The organism is Bacillus sp. FSL R7-0646, assembly GCF_037969865.1.
GTDB classification, from domain to species: domain Bacteria; phylum Bacillota; class Bacilli; order Bacillales; family Bacillaceae; genus Bacillus; species Bacillus licheniformis.
In genome coordinates this window covers 2304499-2321950 of record NZ_CP150217.1, presented here as the reverse complement: position 1 = coordinate 2321950, position 17452 = coordinate 2304499, and the positions used below count along the sequence as shown (strand labels likewise).

General features: G+C 48.5%; 20 protein-coding genes. 19 read left to right on the top strand and 1 reads right to left on the bottom strand.

Translation table 11 applies throughout. The features are described 5' to 3' along the window. Positions 1–104 precede the first annotated feature (104 nt). The 18 genes from trpE to ypjB all read left to right on the top strand — a co-directional run bounded on the left by trpE (position 105) and on the right by ypjB (position 16058). The gene (gene trpE / locus MKY62_RS11930) at positions 105–1652 is read left to right on the top strand and encodes an anthranilate synthase component I (protein WP_003182982.1); all 1548 of its coding nucleotides are present in this window, start codon (positions 105–107) and stop codon (positions 1650–1652) included. After that, on the top strand, positions 1624–2640 hold the full coding sequence (gene trpD / locus MKY62_RS11925; protein WP_009327998.1) for an anthranilate phosphoribosyltransferase: 1017 nt from the start codon (positions 1624–1626) through the stop codon (positions 2638–2640). The genes trpE and trpD overlap by 29 nt, the downstream gene beginning before the upstream one ends. Continuing rightward, positions 2633–3391 carry an indole-3-glycerol phosphate synthase TrpC gene (trpC, locus tag MKY62_RS11920; protein ID WP_003182978.1) on the top strand — a complete coding sequence of 253 codons (759 nt, stop codon included), beginning with the start codon at positions 2633–2635 and terminating at the stop codon, positions 3389–3391. The genes trpD and trpC overlap by 8 nt, the downstream gene beginning before the upstream one ends. After that, complete coding sequence (locus MKY62_RS11915; RefSeq protein ID WP_003182976.1) at positions 3391–4047, top strand: phosphoribosylanthranilate isomerase; 657 nt, start codon at positions 3391–3393, stop codon at positions 4045–4047. Before trpC ends, MKY62_RS11915 begins: the two co-directional genes overlap by 1 nt. Continuing rightward, positions 4028–5254 carry a tryptophan synthase subunit beta gene (gene trpB, locus MKY62_RS11910; protein ID WP_003182974.1) on the top strand — a complete coding sequence of 409 codons (1227 nt, stop codon included), beginning with the start codon at positions 4028–4030 and terminating at the stop codon, positions 5252–5254. The genes MKY62_RS11915 and trpB overlap by 20 nt, the downstream gene beginning before the upstream one ends. Continuing rightward, entirely contained in the window at positions 5223–6026 is an 804-nt protein-coding gene (trpA, locus tag MKY62_RS11905; RefSeq protein WP_003182972.1) for a tryptophan synthase subunit alpha, read from the top strand. Before trpB ends, trpA begins: the two co-directional genes overlap by 32 nt. Positions 6027–6038: 12 nt before the next feature. After that, positions 6039–7121, top strand: coding sequence for a histidinol-phosphate transaminase (hisC, locus tag MKY62_RS11900; protein WP_011198069.1), 1083 nt, complete (start codon positions 6039–6041; stop codon positions 7119–7121). A 53-nt stretch (positions 7122–7174) separates the two neighbouring features. After that, a complete protein-coding gene (locus MKY62_RS11895; protein ID WP_003182968.1) occupies positions 7175–8290 on the top strand; it encodes a prephenate dehydrogenase in 1116 nt (371 codons plus the stop codon). Between the two features lie 10 nt (positions 8291–8300). Beyond that, complete coding sequence (gene aroA / locus MKY62_RS11890; RefSeq protein ID WP_003182964.1) at positions 8301–9587, top strand: 3-phosphoshikimate 1-carboxyvinyltransferase; 1287 nt, start codon at positions 8301–8303, stop codon at positions 9585–9587. Between the two features lie 233 nt (positions 9588–9820). Next, a complete protein-coding gene (locus MKY62_RS11885) occupies positions 9821–11095 on the top strand; it encodes a tetratricopeptide repeat protein (protein ID WP_003182961.1) in 1275 nt (424 codons plus the stop codon). Positions 11096–11163: 68 nt separating this feature from the next. Beyond that, positions 11164–11703, top strand: a complete 540-nt coding sequence (locus MKY62_RS11880; RefSeq protein WP_003182958.1) for a ReoY family proteolytic degradation factor — start codon at positions 11164–11166, stop codon at positions 11701–11703. A gap of 81 nt (positions 11704–11784) precedes the next feature. Beyond that, positions 11785–12231, top strand: a complete 447-nt coding sequence (locus MKY62_RS11875) for a YpiF family protein (protein ID WP_003182956.1) — start codon at positions 11785–11787, stop codon at positions 12229–12231. Between the two features lie 146 nt (positions 12232–12377). Continuing rightward, the gene (locus MKY62_RS11870; protein WP_003182954.1) at positions 12378–12884 is read left to right on the top strand and encodes a ubiquinol-cytochrome c reductase iron-sulfur subunit; all 507 of its coding nucleotides are present in this window, start codon (positions 12378–12380) and stop codon (positions 12882–12884) included. A 2-nt stretch (positions 12885–12886) separates the two neighbouring features. Beyond that, positions 12887–13561, top strand: coding sequence for a menaquinol-cytochrome c reductase cytochrome b subunit (gene qcrB / locus MKY62_RS11865; protein WP_003182952.1), 675 nt, complete (start codon positions 12887–12889; stop codon positions 13559–13561). A gap of 32 nt (positions 13562–13593) precedes the next feature. Then, positions 13594–14361, top strand: coding sequence for a menaquinol-cytochrome c reductase cytochrome b/c subunit (locus tag MKY62_RS11860; RefSeq protein ID WP_003182950.1), 768 nt, complete (start codon positions 13594–13596; stop codon positions 14359–14361). Between the two features lie 35 nt (positions 14362–14396). After that, positions 14397–14546, top strand: a complete 150-nt coding sequence (locus tag MKY62_RS11855; RefSeq protein ID WP_016885970.1) for a hypothetical protein — start codon at positions 14397–14399, stop codon at positions 14544–14546. Positions 14547–14598: 52 nt separating this feature from the next. After that, complete coding sequence (locus MKY62_RS11850) at positions 14599–15183, top strand: DUF1405 domain-containing protein (RefSeq protein WP_025804778.1); 585 nt, start codon at positions 14599–14601, stop codon at positions 15181–15183. A 74-nt stretch (positions 15184–15257) separates the two neighbouring features. Next, the gene (gene ypjB / locus MKY62_RS11845) at positions 15258–16058 is read left to right on the top strand and encodes a sporulation protein YpjB (RefSeq protein ID WP_003182945.1); all 801 of its coding nucleotides are present in this window, start codon (positions 15258–15260) and stop codon (positions 16056–16058) included. Positions 16059–16100: 42 nt separating this feature from the next. Here ypjB and MKY62_RS11840 read toward each other — a convergent pair whose 3' ends face one another. Continuing rightward, a complete protein-coding gene (locus MKY62_RS11840; protein ID WP_003182943.1) occupies positions 16101–16973 on the bottom strand; it encodes a YitT family protein in 873 nt (290 codons plus the stop codon). 137 nt (positions 16974–17110) lie between these two features. Between MKY62_RS11840 and MKY62_RS11835 the strand changes: the two genes are divergently transcribed. Next, complete coding sequence (locus tag MKY62_RS11835; RefSeq protein WP_003182941.1) at positions 17111–17449, top strand: nucleotide pyrophosphohydrolase; 339 nt, start codon at positions 17111–17113, stop codon at positions 17447–17449. Positions 17450–17452: the final 3 nt, after the last annotated feature.

The following is a 17452-nucleotide window of genomic DNA, read 5'->3' as shown; positions in this document are numbered from 1 at the left end:
CGCTGTTCTTTTGGGTTTGTTTCGTTTTCCCCTCGTCAATTCAATCATTTGTCCTCTAAAGGCCTTCTTCTCATTCTCTCCGCCTGAAAGGGAGTGAGAGATAGTTGAGTCTGCAAACCGATTTTGCCTCTTTTTCAGAGGATTCTTCACACTTTAAAACGATACCGATTATTGAGAGTTTTTCCGTCGATACGCTGACGCCCGTTCAATTGGTCGAGAAGCTGCAGGAAGACATCGTCTATTTGCTGGAAAGCCAGGATGAAACCTCTGCATGGTCAAGATATTCTTTCATCGGCCTTGACCCCTTTTTGACGATCAAAGAAGAACGCGGCCGGTTTCACGCCTGCGATCAAAAGCAGAAGAAGCTTTATTCGGCTTCACAGTTAAAAGACGTTCTCGAATGGATGTCGGAGACGTATTCGATCAAAGCGCCTGAGCTCGACATCCCGTTTACAGGAGGAGCGGTCGGCTATTTAAGCTACGATTTAATGCCGCTCATTGAACCGTCCATCAAAGGGCACAGCAAAGAAACGGAAATGGCAAAATGCCTCCTGTTTGTCTGCCGGACGATGATCGCTTATGATCACGAACTGAAAAAGCTGCATTTCATCCACTATACAAGGCTTGAAGGCAGTGAAAATAGGGAGGAAAAGCGCCGCATTTTCAAAAAGGGGAAAGAAGAGCTCAAGCAGCTTACACACAGGCTGTCAGACCGGAAAACGCCGAAAGAGCTGTTTCTTCCGCAAGGACGGCACACGGCCCCCAGCTTTGAAGGGATTCAATCAACATATGAGAAATCCCGGTTTTTGGCCGATGTCGATCGCTTGAAAGAATACATTAAAGCGGGAGACATTTTTCAAGGCGTCCTTTCGCAAAGGTTCGACATTCCGGTGAAGGTCGGTTCTTTTGAGTTATACAGAGTGCTGAGAATGATCAACCCGTCCCCGTACATGTACTACATGAGGCTTCCTGACCGCGATCTCGTCGGAAGCTCGCCCGAACGTCTGATCCATGTTCAAAACGGCCATCTTGAAATCCATCCGATCGCCGGCACAAGGAAAAGGGGCGGTGATCAGGCTGAGGATAAGCGGCTTGAAAAAGAACTATTGGCTGATGAGAAAGAAAAAGCGGAGCATTACATGCTTGTCGATTTGGCGAGAAATGATATCGGCAGAGTAGCTGAGTACGGGTCTGTCCAAGTGCCCGAGTTTACGAAAATCGTTTCCTTTTCGCACGTCATGCACATCATTTCGATCGTAACCGGCACTTTAAAAGCGGGTGTCCACCCGGTTGACGCTTTAATGAGCGCATTTCCGGCCGGAACTTTGACCGGCGCTCCGAAAATCCGCGCGATTCAGCTTTTAAATGAGCTTGAGCCCGAACCGAGGGAAACATACGGAGGATGCATTGCTTATATCGGATTTGACGGAAATATCGATTCGTGCATCACGATCCGGACGATGAGCGTGAAAAACGGAGTGGCGTCCATTCAGGCCGGGGCGGGCATCGTAGCCGACTCCGTGCCTGAAAAAGAATGGGAAGAGACCTGCAATAAAGCAGGGGCTCTGTTAAAAACGATTCAAATCGCAGAAGAAACGTTTCTCGAAAAGGGGGAGGACGGCAATGAACGAACTGCTGAAATCATGCGTTAACGGACGGACACTGAATGAAACCGAGGCACACAGCATCATGCGCGACATGATGACCGGCTCGCTGAGCGCTGCGGAAATCGGAGGCCTCCTGTCCGTTCTCGCCTACAGGGGAGAAACGGCTGAAGAGATTACGGGATTTGTCAGAGCCATGCGGGAGCAGGCGCATACAATAGACGGACCGGAGCATGTTGTTGATACGTGCGGAACCGGAGGAGACGGAAGCTCCACCTTCAACATTTCCACAGCGGCTGCGATCATCGCTTCATCAGCCGGGGCAAAAATCGCAAAACACGGTAATCGATCCGTTTCTTCAAAAAGCGGGAGCGCTGACGTTCTCGAATATCTCGGCGTTTCTATTCAGACGTCGCCTGAAGAAACGATTAAGAGCATTGAACGCCGAAATATGGGATTCCTGTATGCGCCAAGCTATCACTCTTCCATGAAGCACGTGGCAGGCGCGAGGAAGGATCTGGCTTTTAGAACCGTATTCAATCTGCTCGGCCCGCTCAGCAACCCGATGAAGGCCAAACGCCAGGTGATCGGCGTCTACTCGATCGAAAAAGCAAAGCTTATGGCCCGCGCTCTTGAAGCGTTTGAACCGGAGCACGTATTGTTTGTTTCGAGCCGGGACGGTCTTGATGAACTGTCGATCACATCGCCGACAGATGTAATTGAACTGAAAGGCGGCAAAACATACGAATACACCGTCGAGCCGGGCGATGTTGGACTGCCTCTCGGAAGGCTGAGAGACATTCAGGTGGCGACGCCTGAAGAAAGCGGCCGTCTGATCGTCGATATTTTGAAAAACCGCGGTCCGGACTCGGCTGTTCATATCGCAGCGTTTAATGCCGGAGCCGCTTTATACGTCGCAGAACAGGCAGCGGATTTAAAAGAGGGCGTTGCGCTCGCTTTAGAAGCTGTTGCTGGCGGTGAAGCGCTCAATCAGCTGGAGCGATTAAAACAGAAAGAGGAAGAGTTGTATGCTTAATCAAATTATTGATAGAAAACGAGAAGACATCCTAAAGATCAAGCTGCCGGAAGATTTAAAACTGCCAAAGCGGTCATTTAAAAAAGCGCTCCTTTCTCCGAACCGGTTTGTCGCTTTAATTGCGGAGGTGAAAAAAGCTTCTCCGTCAAAAGGCGTGATTCAGGAGGGTTTTGAGCCCGTCAAGATCGCAAAACAATACGAACAGGCTAAAGCCGATTGTTTGTCTGTTCTGACAGATACACCTTTTTTTCAAGGGAAGAACAGTTATTTGTCAGATGTGAAACGCTCGGTTTCCCTGCCTGTGCTGCGCAAGGATTTTATCATTGATTCCATTCAGGTTGAAGAAGCGGACCGCATCGGAGCGGATGCGATCCTGCTGATCGGTGAAGCGCTTGAACCGCAAAAGCTGTTTGAACTCTATCAGCAAGCCGTTGAAAAAGGCATGGATGTGCTCGTCGAAGTACATGGCGAAGAGACGCTTGAGGGCATTTTAAATGTCTTTACACCCGAAATCATCGGCGTAAACAATCGAAATCTAAAAAACTTTGAAACGACCGTCGGACAAACGGAGCGAATGGCGAAACTCGTTCCGCCGGGGACCGTTCTCATCAGCGAAAGCGGCATCGGAAAATCGGAAGACCTGACTTTTGTAAAAACGTGCGGAGCCCAAGCCGTGCTTGTCGGCGAATCGCTGATGAGAGAGACGTCACAGCTGAAGGCTGTCTATGCGTTATTCGGAGAGGACGGCTGATGAAGAAACCGAGTCTAAAATATTGCGGGATTCATTCATTGGAAGATTTAAAGGTGACAGCCCGCTCGAAAGCCGATTATCTCGGATTTATTTTCGCCGAAAGCAAACGGTCGGTAGACCCGGCGGATGTGAAACGGTGGTGCGGCGAAACGGATACGCCAGGTAAAAAGCTTGTCGGCGTTTTTGTTAATGAAAACATGAGCCGAATGGCTGAAATCGTAAAAGATGCAGGCTTGGACGTGATCCAGCTTCACGGAGATGAAACGGCGGCAGACATCAAGCGGCTTAAAAGCATGACAGACTGCGAGATATGGAAGGCGCTCCCTCACGGGAATGATACCGTACAGAGCATGGCTTCTTTCGCACCTTACATCGACGGGTATGTCATCGACTCGTCTGTCAAAGGGATGAGAGGGGGAACGGGAGTTTCGTTTTCGTGGGACAGCGTCCCGCTGTATATAGATGCAGCCCAAAGAGAAGGCAAGCGCCTGTTTATCGCCGGAGGCGTGAACCCGGACACAATCGCAGATCTTTTAAAGCGGCGTCCGCCGGGAATCGACTTGGCAAGCGGAATCGAAGAAAGAGGCAGAAAAAGCGAAAAGCTGATCAGCCTTTTAGAAGAAAGGATGTTCGAACATGTATTCATATCCGAATGAACAAGGCAGGTTTGGTGATTTTGGCGGGAAATTCGTCCCGGAAACACTCATGCAGCCTTTGGAAGAAATCGAAAAAGCGTTTCTTGAACTGAAAGACGACCCTTCATTTCAAAAGGATTATCAAAAGCTTTTAAATGACTACTCAGGCAGGCCGACGGCTTTGACGTTCGCAGACCAGCTCACTAAGCAGCTGGGCGGAGCGAAGATTTACTTAAAAAGAGAAGATTTAAACCATACAGGCGCCCACAAAATCAACAATGCCCTCGGCCAGGCGCTCCTGGCCAAGAAAATGGGAAAAACAAAGCTCATTGCTGAAACCGGTGCAGGCCAGCACGGTGTGGCGGCGGCGACTGTCGCCGCGAAGTTCGGCTTATCATGCATCGTCTTCATGGGGGAGGAAGATGTTGCCAGACAATCGCTGAACGTGTTCCGGATGAAGCTCTTGGGAGCGGAGGTCGTCCCGGTGTCAAGCGGAAACGGGACATTAAAAGATGCTACAAACGAAGCGATCCGCTACTGGGTTCAGCATTGCCAGGACCATTTTTACATGATCGGTTCCGTCGTCGGGCCGCATCCGTATCCTTATATCGTCCGCGAATTTCAACGGATGATCGGCGAAGAGGCGAAAGCGCAGTTTTATCAATTGGAGCAAAGCCTCCCCGATAAAGTTGTCGCCTGTGTCGGAGGCGGAAGCAATGCGATCGGGATGTTCAGCGCGTTCATTGAAGAAACTGTTGAACTGATCGGAGTCGAAGCTGCGGGAAAAGGTGTTGACACACCTCTTCATGCGGCCACGATCACAAAGGGTACAAAAGGCGTCATCCACGGTTCTTTGACCTACTTGATTCAAGACGAGTACGGACAGATCATCGAGCCTTATTCCATCTCAGCCGGACTTGATTATCCGGGAGTCGGCCCCGAGCACGCCCATCTTCATCAAACAGGGCGCGTCACGTATGAATCTGTCACAGATGATGAAGCGGTCTCGGCATTAAGGCTGCTGACAGAGACTGAGGGCATTTTGCCGGCTATTGAATCCGCCCATGCATTGGCAAAAGCATTTGAAATCGCTAAAGAACTGCCGAGAGAGAAAAGCGTTCTCGTCTGCCTTTCAGGCAGGGGAGACAAAGACGTCCATACCTTGATGAAGGTGTTGGAAGAAGAGGTGAATCAAGATGTTCAATCTGAAAAAACAGCCGTCCGATAAGCTATTTGTTCCGTTTATTACAGCGGGAGACCCGCTGCCAGAAATCTCGATCGAGCTGGCAAAATCTCTTCAAGAGGCGGGAGCGTCCGCCCTTGAACTCGGGGTTCCGTATTCTGATCCGCTCGCTGACGGCCCGGTGATTCAGCGCGCATCAAAAAGGGCGCTTGACAACGATATGAACATCGTAAAAGCGATCAGGCTTGGCGGTGAAATGAAAAAAAACGGCGTCCATATTCCGATTATTCTCTTTACGTATTATAATCCTGTGTTACAATTAGATACAGATCACTTTTTCGCTTTACTGCGACAAAATCAGCTAGACGGACTCCTTGTACCGGACCTTCCTTTTGAGGAAAGCGTATATTTGCAGCAGCAGTGTAAAAAACACGGGATTACCTATATTTCGCTGGTCGCGCCGACAAGCGAATCGCGCATTCAAAAAATAACGCAGCAGGCGGAAGGTTTTGTGTATTGCGTTTCTTCGCTCGGTGTCACAGGTGTGCGCAATGAATTCGAAGATTCTGTTTCTTCATTTATCAGGTCTGTTAAAGGAATGAGCTCCGTCCCGGTTGCCGTCGGGTTTGGGATTTCCAGCTCCAAACAAGTGGAGATGATGAATGAACTGGCGGACGGCGTTGTCGTGGGAAGCGCCCTTGTCAGAAAGATCGAGGAGCTGAAAGACGAACTCGTCGCCCCTGAGACAAGGGAACAAGCCTTAAAGGCGTTTGAGGCATACGCTAAGACATTTAGCGGATCGTACATGGTAAAATGAGGTGACAGAATGTTGCAAATTAAAGAACAGTTAAAACAATTAACGCCTTACCAGCCGGGCAAACCGATTGAAGAGGTCAAAAAAGAGTTCAACCTCGACCGGGTCGTCAAGCTCGCTTCAAATGAGAATCCTTACGGCTGTTCAGAAGCGGCAAAGGAAGCCCTCCAGATTGAGGTGCAGCAAATGGCTCTCTATCCTGACGGCTATAGTGCGGCATTGAGAACAAAGCTTGCCTCCCATCTCGGCGTAAATGAAACGAACATCATCCTGGGAAACGGAACGGACGAAGTCATTCAAATTATTTCCCGTTCTTTGTTGGACCCTGCCTCAAACACTGTAATGGCGAATCCGACATTTTCACAATACAAGCACAACGCTGTCATCGAAGGAGCGGAAGTCAGAGAAGTCGGCCTGCTCGAAAACGGCTGCCACGACCTTGATGCAATGCTGAAGGCGATCGATGAACAGACGAAGGTTGTCTGGGTTTGCAGCCCGAACAATCCGACCGGAACGTATGAATCCGGCCGCAACTTGATCCGTTTCCTTGAAAAAGTGCCGGAACATGTCCTTGCTGTCGTTGATGAAGCTTATTACGAATACGTAACGGCTGAAGACTACCCCGAGACCATCCCGCTTCTGGAGCGCTTTCCGAACCTGATGATTCTCAGGACGTTCTCAAAAGCCTACGGTTTGGCGTCTTTAAGGGTGGGCTACGGGATTGCTTCTGAACAGCTGATTCAGGCGATTGAGCCGGCGAGACAGCCGTTTAATACAAACCGGCTCGGCCAGGCGGCCGCGCTTGCCGCCCTCGGCGATCAGGCATTTATCCACGACTGTGTGAGAAAAAACAATGAAGGGCTCAAACAGTACTACGATTTCTGTGATGAGCACGGGCTAAATTACTATCCTTCACAAACGAACTTTGTGCTGATTGATTTTAAACGGGATGCAGACGAACTTTTCTCAGAGCTGCTGAAAAAAGGCTATATCGTCAGATCCGGGAATGCGCTCGGCTTTCCGACGTTCCTTAGAATATCGGTCGGTACGAAGGAACAGAACGAAGGCTTTTTGAAAACGTTAGCCGGCATGTTGTAAGAGGTGATGATTCAGTCACCTCTTTAGTCTATTGATGAACTAGGTGATAAAAAATGACTCAACCGAATGAAACGATTTTGTTGGCCGGTTTGGGCTTAATCGGCGGTTCGATCGCCCTGGCCATCAAAAAGGAACACCCGGGCAAACGGATTATCGGGTTTGACGTGTCAGAAGAGCAGGCAAGGGCTGCACAAAAGCTTGGCGTAATTGATGCTCCGGCCGCTTCTTTTTTAGAAGGGGTGAAAGAAGCGTCGACTGTTTTCTTAGCGGCGCCGGTCGAACAGACGCTTCACATGCTTGATGAGCTTGCCGCTTCAGGCATCAAGAAAAAGCTGCTCATTACAGATGTCGGCAGCACGAAACAAAAGGTCGTCAGCCATGCCGAAAAAGTGCTGCCGGATGACTACAGGTTTATCGGAGGCCATCCGATGGCAGGCTCGCATAAATCGGGCGTCGCTGCCGCCAAAGACTTCCTTTTCGAGAACGCGTTTTATATTTTGACGCCATCCGGCTCCGCCGGCAAAGAAGCGGTTGCTTCTTTAAAAGATCTGCTCAAAGGAACAAATGCAAAGTTTGTGGAAATGTCTCCTGCTGAACATGACGCTGTTACAAGCGTGATCAGCCATTTTCCGCATATCGTGGCGGCGAGTCTCGTCCACCAGACCGTCAAATTCGAAGATCAGTACCCGCTCGTCAAGCGTTTTGCCGCAGGAGGCTTCCGCGATATCACGAGGATTGCCTCAAGCAGCCCGGCGATGTGGCGCGATATTCTCTTGCACAATAAAGATAAAATATTGGAGCGGTTTGACGAATGGAAACAAGAGCTGGACAGAATCCAGTCTTTTGTCGAAAATGAAGATGCAGACGGGCTGTTTGAATTTTTTCGGCAAGCCAAGGAATACCGCGACGGTCTGCCTTTGCGGCAAAAAGGCGCGATTCCTTCCTTTTACGATCTTTATGTCGATGTCCCGGACCATCCGGGGGTTATTTCGGAAATTACGGCGATCCTCGCCGACGAGCAAATCAGCATTACGAACATCCGGATTATCGAAACAAGGGAAGACATAAACGGTGTTCTCAGAATCAGCTTTCAATCCGATGAAGATCGAAAACGCGCCGAAAAATGCATCCAAACCCGCGCAAAATACGAAACATTTTATGCTGATTGAGGTGGAACACATGAAAAGAGGAAAAATCAGTTCACTAAAGGGAGAGCTTCATATTCCGGGAGATAAATCCATCTCCCATCGTTCTGTTATGTTCGGAGCCATGGCAGAAGGGAAAACGGTCATCAAAAACTTTTTGCCAGGAGCCGACTGCTTGAGCACGATCGCCTGCTTTCGGAAAATGGGTGTCGAAATCGAACAGAATGGCAGTGATGTCACCGTCCGCGGCAAAGGGCTCGATCAGCTCGCTGAGCCTGCCGAGCTCCTCGATGTGGGGAATTCCGGAACGACGATCAGGCTGATGCTCGGCATTTTGGCGGGGCGTCCGTTTCACAGTACGGTTGCCGGCGATGAGAGCATCGCCAAAAGGCCGATGAAGCGTGTTACAGAACCGCTTCGAAAAATGGGGGCGAAAATCGACGGCCGCGCCGGAGGGGAATACACACCGCTTTCTGTCCGCGGCGGACATCTGAAGGCGATCGATTTTCAGTCGCCTGTTGCAAGTGCGCAGATCAAATCGGCCGTTCTGCTTGCGGGTCTGCAGGCCGAAGGCACCACAACGGTGACGGAGCCTCATAAATCAAGAGACCATACGGAACGGATGCTGTCTATGTTCGGCGTCAGCCTTCGGGAAGATGAAACGAGCGTGTCCATTGAGGGCGGGCAGCAGCTGAAAGCAGCAGAAGTCTTTGTGCCGGGTGATATTTCATCAGCTGCGTTTTTCCTGGCAGCAGCATCGCTTGTTCCTGGCAGTGAAGTCGTGCTTCGCAATGTCGGACTCAATCCGACCAGGACGGGAATCATCGATGTCTTGAAAGAAATGGGAGCCGATCTTGAAATCGAAGAAAAGGACACAGGAAATACCGAGCCGTACGGCGATCTGAGAATCAAAACGTCCTCTTTGAAGGCAGCCGAAATTTCGGGCGATTTGATCCCGCGCCTCATCGATGAAATACCGATCATCGCGCTTCTAGCAACACAGGCTGAAGGGACGACGGTCATTAAAGATGCGGCTGAACTCAAAGTAAAAGAAACGAACCGGATCGATACCGTCGCCTCAGAGCTGAAAAAAATCGGTGCGAACATCGAACCGACGGAAGACGGGATGAAGATTCACGGCAAGACGCCTCTTACAGGCGGCGCGAAGGTCTCAAGCCATGGGGACCACCGGATCGGAATGATGCTGGGGATCGCCGCCTGCATCTGCGAGCAGCCGATCGACATATTACAGCCCGAAGCTGTGAGCGTCTCATATCCTTCATTTTTTGAACATATCGAAAAGCTTGCAGAAAAAGCCTGAAGCATTGTGCTCAGGCTTTTTCTGCCCGGAAAATCATGAAAGCCGGGCATTTGCTCATAAAACGAATGTTTTCGGCATAGCTTGTCTTAACAGAATCAATCTGCTTCCATACAGCTGTGCGGGCAACATATTTGCCGGAAACCGCCGCGTGAATTATGATAGTAAGTAACTCACCGCGATATGCCGGCTGATACGGCCGGTGATGAATTGACGAAAGAAAGGGACGTTTAGATTTGAATACTTCTATTCAAGAAGCCATAAAATTAGTTGAAGCAGGCCACCCGGAAAGCGGATTGAAAAAACTTGCTGATATCGAGTCTGACCTTCATGATGAAGACAAAGCCATAGTAGCCCAGCTGTATTACGAATGGGGAATTGTCGATAAGGCTATCGCCATCGTGACTGACCTCCATGAACTGTATCCGGATGAAACAGAACTGACATGCTTTTATGCCGAACTCCTCATCGAAACCGATCAGGAAGAAAAAGCGCTCAGCGTGCTCGAAACGATTCCGGAAACAGACGAGGCGTACCCGCAGTGCCTGCTTTTAATGGCTGATCTCTATCAGATGCAGGGTCTGTTTGAAGTCAGCGAGCAAAAGCTGTTAAAGGCGCAAGCCATTTTGCCGGATGAGCCGGTTATCGATTTTGCTTTGGGAGAGCTGTATTTTACTCAGGGAGCTTACGGCAAAGCGGTCCGTCAATTCAAAAAAGCGGCCGAAGAAGAAGCCGTCATCGGCGGCGTCAATGTGTACCAAAGGCTGGCGGAATCATTAAGTTCATCCGGAGCGTTTGAAGAAGCGCTTGAATGGTATGAAAAAGCCGTCAAGGAGAACCCCGAGCCCAACACACTGTTCGGCTTTGGTTTTACGGCACTGAAAGCGGGGTATCCTAAAACTGCGATTAAACAGCTGACAGAGCTGAAGGAAATGGATCCCGCTTATTCTTCGCTTTACAAGCCTCTGGCCAACAGCTTTGAAACAGAAGGGCTTTATGAGGAAGCATTCGAAACGGCAAAAGAAGGAATCCGTGTCGATGAATTCAACAAAGAGCTTTATCTTTCTGCTGCAAAAGCAGCCTTAAAAACGAAAAGGCATTCGGAAGCGAAGGAGCTGCTTCGTGAAGCGCTGGCGCTGGATCCCGGATATCTGGAAGCCGTTCATACACTGCTTGCCCTGTTTCTTGAAGAAGAAGACGATGAGAGCATCATTGAACTCGTTCGGGAAGTGCGCAAATACGGAGAGGATGATCCGAAGTTCAGCTGGCATCTGGCATCGGCGTTCGCCCGGACCGAAGCGTACGACAAAGCCCGCGAGGAATATGAGAACGCATTTTTGCACTATCGGGATGACGCCGATTTCCTTTACGAATATTCCATGTTTCTGCTTGAAGAAGGACGGCGGAAAGAAGCGCTGCCTCTGCTGAAAAAACTGGCAGAGCTCGACCCGGCAAACGAGGAAGTCCAGGAGACGATTTTCAGAATCGAAGATGAAAATTCCTTTGAATAAGCAGGATATGATCGGTTTGTGTGGAATTTATAAAGTAATACACAAGATGCGATAGAGGAGGGAATAACATGCAGACCCCTGTTTCTGTCAATGAAAAAAAAGATTTTATCCGCTGGTTTCTCAACCATTATCAGCTGAAACGAAGAGAGTGTGTATGGATTCTGAATTATTTAATGAGCCATGACTCGCTGATGGAAAAAGTGCATTTTGTCGAGCAGGCCGAATTTTGTCCGAGGGGCATTATCATGTCTACCCACTGCGTTGAGGAAGTGCCTTTTCGTTTTTATAAAGAAAATGTCATGACGACCGATGCAGAAAAATCATTTCATGATATCAGGCTGAATAAGCAGCAGGATCTCTTTATCCAGCTGAACTTCCGCTCAGCCTATAATTCTCCGGAATATGCGGCTGTACTCGAAGCCAATCCGCATATTCCGAAAGACCTATATGAAAATGAAAAAGATAAAATTGTCGCTGAACAGATTTTGGAGCATTCCATTGCCACTTTTCAGAGACAAAAGCTGCTGCGGGAAATCGACGAAGCGCTTGACCGCCAGGATAAAGAAAGCTTCGAAAAACTAGCTAAACAACTGAGCCAGCTGCGATAATCCGCTGCCAATCAAGCCTTGCCGAAAGCAAGGCTTGTTCAGCTCTGAGAAAGCGCTGTCAAAACGGGGAGGACGAAAGCCGTGAAATGGAATACGCACGATGCGGATGTTTACTTGAACGCGAAAGAATACATCGATACAGCTGTCATCCCTTTAATATCGGTTGATCTTGGAGATCAGTTTAAATCGGCCGTATCAAAAGGGGAATTTACGTCTATACTTGCAGAAGAACTCGAAAGGCAGCTGAAGGGCAGAATCTACCTGTTTCCGCCCTGTACATATTTAGAAGCGGATGAAAAATCGGCGCAGCATATCGCCGATTTAAAAGAAATGGCCGAAAAACATTTTCGCCACATCGTTTTTTTAACGACGGATGAACGCTGGAAGCAGATGCTCGACAGCGAGCAAAAGCTGCTGTGGGTTCCGGCGATTCCTCTCGAACATATGAAGGATTCGTTAAAGCAGAAGCTGCTGGAAGATCAAATTGAGCAAATATTGAACATTTTGTTACAATATTGGAACTCTTGATAAAAACACTTACATTTCCTTTGTATAATGATTTTGGGAATGTTGACCTTCCTAAAATATTGATATATTATGAGGGTGTCCTAGTTTCATGAATTTTTTTCTATTTCAGTTATATTGTAGCTGGGGACTTGAGGGGGGATATGAAGATGAGCGAAAAAAGACATCGGGTATCCAGACGTCAGTTTTTAAACTATACGCTGACCGGAGTCGGCGGCTTTATGGCGGCGGGGATGCTCATGCCTATGGTTCGCTTCGCGCTCGATCCGGTTTTAAGGCCGACTGAAGATCAGGACATGGTTCAGGTTGTCAGCGTTGATGAATTGACAAATGAACCGCAGCGCTTCGATTTTAAAATCAAACAAGTGGATGCCTGGTACGAATCGGAAGAATCGAGATCGGCGTGGGTTTTCAAAAGTGGGGACGAAATTGTAGCTTTATCACCGGTTTGTAAACATTTGGGGTGTACGGTCAACTGGAACAGCGATCCTAAAAATCCGAATAAGTTCTTTTGTCCGTGCCATTACGGACTTTATGAAAAGGATGGTACCAACGTGCCCGGAACTCCGCCGCTTGCTCCTTTGGACCGCTATGAGCAAGAGGTTAAAGACGGCTACCTTTACTTAGGGAAAGCCAAGCCGAGGAAGGATGGGTGATCATGCTAAACAAAATTTATGACTGGGTGGATGAAAGACTTGATATTACGCCGCTCTGGCGGGACATCGCCGACCATGAAGTTCCTGAACACGTAAACCCGGCTCACCATTTTTCAGCTTTCGTGTACTGCTTCGGGGGATTGACGTTTTTCGTGACGGTGATTCAGGTGCTGTCCGGCATGTTTTTGACGATGTACTACGTTCCGGATATTAAAAATGCCTGGGAATCTGTTTATTATTTGCAAAATGAAGTGGCGTTCGGACAGATTGTAAGGGGAATGCACCACTGGGGTGCAAGCTTGGTCATCGTGATGATGTTTCTTCATACGCTCAGGGTTTTCTTCCAGGGGGCTTATAAGAAGCCGAGAGAGCTGAACTGGATTGTCGGCGTTTTAATCTTCTTTGTCATGCTTGGTTTAGGTTTTACAGGCTACCTTTTGCCTTGGGATATGAAAGCTCTGTTTGCGACAAAAGTAGGTTTGCAGATTGCTGAGGCGACGCCGCTGATCGGCTCGGAAATTAAAACATTGCTTGCCGGTCATCCGGATATTGTCGGCGCTCAGACGTTGACGCGCTTTTTTGCCATACACGTCTTTTTCCTGCCAGCCGCTCTGTTCGGACTGATGGCTGCACACTTTATCATGATTCGCAAACAAGGAATTTCTGGGCCGCTGTAAACGAGCGACTCAATTGAGAAGGAGGGGATGGCATGAAAAGGGGAAAAGGGATGAAGTTTGTCGGTGATTCACGGATCCCGGCGGAAAGAAAACCGAATATTCCAAAAGATTATTCCGAATTTCCAGGGAAAACGGAAGCGTTCTGGCCGAATTTCCTGCTGAAAGAATGGATGGTCGGAGCGGTTTTCCTTGTCGGTTTTCTCGTGCTGACCATCGTGCATGAGCCTCCGCTCGAGCGGATGGCAGATCCGACCGATACCGGCTACATACCTTTGCCAGACTGGTATTTTCTATTTCTTTACCAATTGCTGAAATACGAATATGCTGCCGGACCGTATACGGTTGTCGGCGCGATTATTATCCCGACAATTGCGTTCGGAGCGCTTTTATTGGCGCCGTTTCTTGACAGAGGCCCTGAAAGAAGGCCGTTTAAACGCCCGGTTGCCGTAGGGTTGATGCTTTTGGCGATTTCAGCGACGGTTTTCTTAACGTGGCAGTCCGTTGTCACTCACGACTGGGCCGCTGCTGAAGAGCAGGGTAAAATCAAGGAAGAGGCCGATATTGATACGAGTGCGGAAGGCTATAAGATTTATCAGGAGCAGGGCTGTATCTCGTGCCACGGAGACAACATGCAAGGAGGAGCGGCAGGCCCGTCTCTCGTTGACAACGGCTTGTCTCCTGAAGAGATTGCGAAAATCGCCAAGGAAGGAAAAGGCGAAATGCCTGCCGGCGTTTTTAAAGGATCTGACAAAGAGCTTAAAGAACTGTCTAAATTCATCTCCGAAACAACGGCGAAATAAAACGGTTGTCAAGTTGATGAAGGCAGGCTATACTCTTGATAGAGCTGAAGCTGACGGCAAGTCAGCCTCTCGGGCTGTCGACAATGTCGATGGCCTTTTCAATTTTGACCGCTGCTGACAGTGAACCGGCACGGAAGCTGGAAAGGCCGCCGCTTCTCGACAGGTGTTCTGCGGTCAATCTGTGAAGCTGACCCGGCGGCGGCTTTTTTTATTTAAAGAGACTGTGAGTTGATTGCTTTGAAACTGATTTCCTACATGCTCGCTCAAAAGCCGATGCTTCTGCTGCTTTTGATCATTAATTTCTTCGGTACGGTTTACGGGTATTATTGGTACCTTCCGCAGCTGACGAATACGCCAGCGAAGTTTCTGATCTTCGTTCCCGACAGCCCGACGGCGACCTTGTTCTTTTTATTCGTTCTCATCGGACTTTTATTGGGAAGGAATGCTCCGCTTTTTGAGGCGCTTGCGCTTGTTACGCTTGTCAAATACGGGCTGTGGGCGGTTGTAATGAATGTTCTCGTGCTTGTGGTGACCGGAAGCCTTCATTGGACGGGGTATATGCTGATCGCGTCGCACTTCGCAATGGCTGTGCAAGGCGTGCTGTACGCCCCGCATTTCCGGTTCAAAGGGTGGCATTTGGCGCTTGCGGCTGTTTGGACGCTGCATAACGATGCCATTGATTACTTGTTTGGAATGATGCCGAATTATTCTATGCTCGATCAATATATGCCGCAGATCGGCTATTTTACATTTTGGCTCAGCATCGCTTCGATCGGTTTGGCCTACTACCTTGTCTTGTCCCGAAAAGCTTTTAAGCTGTAACACTGCTTCACAATCTTGGTCTAACCTTGTCCCTCTCTTCATACGCTTTAATAGAAGGAGTGGGAGGGACCGTAATGATACGAAAGGTGATCCTTTGCATGATGCTTGCGCTTGTTTTTCCTGCGGCCGGTTTGAAAGCGAAAGAATCATCGGCTTTGCAGGAATTGACGGAACTGTCGGATACGGTATTCCAGCTAACAAGGCAGTCTCAATATGAGGAAGCGGTACAAATTCTTCAATACTTTGAAAAAAGGCTGAAAGCTGCGGAGAAAGACGGGACAGAGGATATGATGACAGGCTCGGAAATCCGCCAGGTCAGTCTGGCCTATCATGATACGCTGAAAAGTCTGGAAAGCGAAGAGGTCGCACACCAGGAGAAATTTAAAGCCGCCGCCCAGTTTAGAATGCTGATGGACGCCATTGAATCAGATCATGATCCGCTGTGGAGCAGTTTGAAAAAGCCGATCATGGATTCTTTCAGCGCTTTGAAAGCCGGGATTCAGAAAGAAGACAACTTGACATTCAGGGAAAAGTGGAATCATTTTTTATCCTTGTATGATACGATTTATCCAAGCTTAACGATCGATGTTTCGCCAAAGCAGTTAAAAAGCGTCTCCAACCATATTGCAGTCGTGGAAAACGGAGGCTTCCAGCAAATGACGGAAAGCAGCAAGCTGGAAAGGCTGACGCTTTTGGAAAAAGATTTGGAAGATGTGTTTGATCAAGTAGAAGAAGATGATGCAGACCCTTCCCTGCTATGGGTCATCCTGACGACGGGAAGCATTATCCTCTCGACGCTGACATACGTCGGTTTCAGAAAGTATAAAGCCGAAGAGGACAGGCGCAGAAAAAGAGAAAAAGATTGGCCGAAATAAGAAGCTCCGCTGATCGCGAGCTTCTTTTTTGCTGACCTTCAATCAGCGGGTGATGGGATTTTTGTTCTCATCAAGCGTAAAACCCTCTCCCAGCACGTCGTGTACGTCGCTTACGGCTACAAAAGCGTGCGGGTCGACCGAAGTAATCACATTTTTCAGCTGGAAAACCTCATTTTTCGGAACGACGCAGTATAAAATGTCCCGCTCCGTCTTCGTATAAGACCCTTGACCTTTTAAAACTGTGACGCCTCTTTCCATTTCTTCAATGATTTTGCGCTGAATCTGGTCGTTCTTTTCAGAGATGATGGTGGCGCCTTTTGCGGCATAACCGCCTTCCTGCATAAAGTCGATGACCTTTGAGGCGACAAATACGGCAACAAGCGTGTACATTGCTTCCTTATAGGAAAGGTAAAAAATAAGGGATAATGTAATGACGCAGGCGTCAAACACAAACATGGCTTTGCCCATCGGCACTTGAAAATATTTGTTGATCAGCCGCACGATAATATCAACGCCGCCCGTTGTTCCGCCGTATCTGAAAATAATGCCCAATCCGGTGCCGATAAACACGCCTGCAAAAAGTGCCGCGAGCGCAAGATCGTTTTGAAGCGGCATATGAATCTGGAAGCGCTGAAAAATCCATAAAAACACCGACAGGCTGACTGTGCCGAGAATGGTGTATGAGAAGACCGTTCTGCCGAGGAGTTTCCAGCCGATGAAGAAGACCGGGATGTTCAGCACCAGATTGGATATGGAAGGATCGATATTAAACAGGAAATAAAGCAGCAGGGTAATGCCGGTAAAACCGCCTTCCGACAAGTTGTTCTGCATATTAAAATGAACGAGTCCAAAGGAAAAAACAGCGGCGCCTGCTAAAATAAACAGGACGTTCTTCATTCTGATGTCTCCGAACATAAAAAAACTCCTTTCCTTCCATAAGCTGGCGTTAATATTATAGTGTATCCGTTTTAAAACAGCAAACTCGTCTTAAACATTTGTCAAACTTATTTGAATTCGCTAACATGTAAGAGATGACAGGAGGTTTTGCCAGCATGACGAAAGAAAAAACGATGAAAGATATACAGCGTGAAGTCGACGAATATATCGGCCAGTTTAAAGAAGGCTATTTCAGTCCGCTTGCCATGATGGCCAGACTGACGGAAGAGCTTGGCGAACTGGCGAGGGAAATCAACCATCATTACGGAGAAAAACCAAAGAAAAAAACCGAATCGGAAAAAAAGATCGAAGAAGAAATCGGCGACGTATTGTTCGTTTTAGTTTGTCTTGCGAATTCGCTTCATATATCATTGGATGAAGCGCATGATATGGTCATGGAGAAGTTCAACACCCGTGATAAAGATCGCTGGACAAGAAAAGAAGAAGGAAAGTAGAGG

Bases quoted from the DNA above. Each gene is read 5' to 3' on its own strand.
- trpD (WP_009327998.1), top strand. From the start codon at position 1,624: ATGAACGAACTGCTGAAATCATGCGTTAACGGACGGACACTGAATGAA.
- trpC (WP_003182978.1), top strand. From the start codon at position 2,633: ATGCTTAATCAAATTATTGATAGAAAACGAGAAGACATCCTAAAGATC.
- MKY62_RS11915 (WP_003182976.1), top strand. From the start codon at position 3,391: ATGAAGAAACCGAGTCTAAAATATTGCGGGATTCATTCATTGGAAGAT.
- trpB (WP_003182974.1), top strand. From the start codon at position 4,028: ATGTATTCATATCCGAATGAACAAGGCAGGTTTGGTGATTTTGGCGGG.
- trpA (WP_003182972.1), top strand. From the start codon at position 5,223: ATGTTCAATCTGAAAAAACAGCCGTCCGATAAGCTATTTGTTCCGTTT.
- MKY62_RS11895 (WP_003182968.1), top strand. From the start codon at position 7,175: ATGACTCAACCGAATGAAACGATTTTGTTGGCCGGTTTGGGCTTAATC.
- aroA (WP_003182964.1), top strand. From the start codon at position 8,301: ATGAAAAGAGGAAAAATCAGTTCACTAAAGGGAGAGCTTCATATTCCG.
- MKY62_RS11880 (WP_003182958.1), top strand. From the start codon at position 11,164: ATGCAGACCCCTGTTTCTGTCAATGAAAAAAAAGATTTTATCCGCTGG.
- MKY62_RS11870 (WP_003182954.1), top strand. From the start codon at position 12,378: ATGAGCGAAAAAAGACATCGGGTATCCAGACGTCAGTTTTTAAACTAT.
- qcrB (WP_003182952.1), top strand. From the start codon at position 12,887: ATGCTAAACAAAATTTATGACTGGGTGGATGAAAGACTTGATATTACG.
- MKY62_RS11860 (WP_003182950.1), top strand. From the start codon at position 13,594: ATGAAAAGGGGAAAAGGGATGAAGTTTGTCGGTGATTCACGGATCCCG.
- ypjB (WP_003182945.1), top strand. From the start codon at position 15,258: ATGATACGAAAGGTGATCCTTTGCATGATGCTTGCGCTTGTTTTTCCT.
- MKY62_RS11840 (WP_003182943.1), bottom strand. From the start codon at position 16,973: ATGTTCGGAGACATCAGAATGAAGAACGTCCTGTTTATTTTAGCAGGC.
- MKY62_RS11835 (WP_003182941.1), top strand. From the start codon at position 17,111: ATGACGAAAGAAAAAACGATGAAAGATATACAGCGTGAAGTCGACGAA.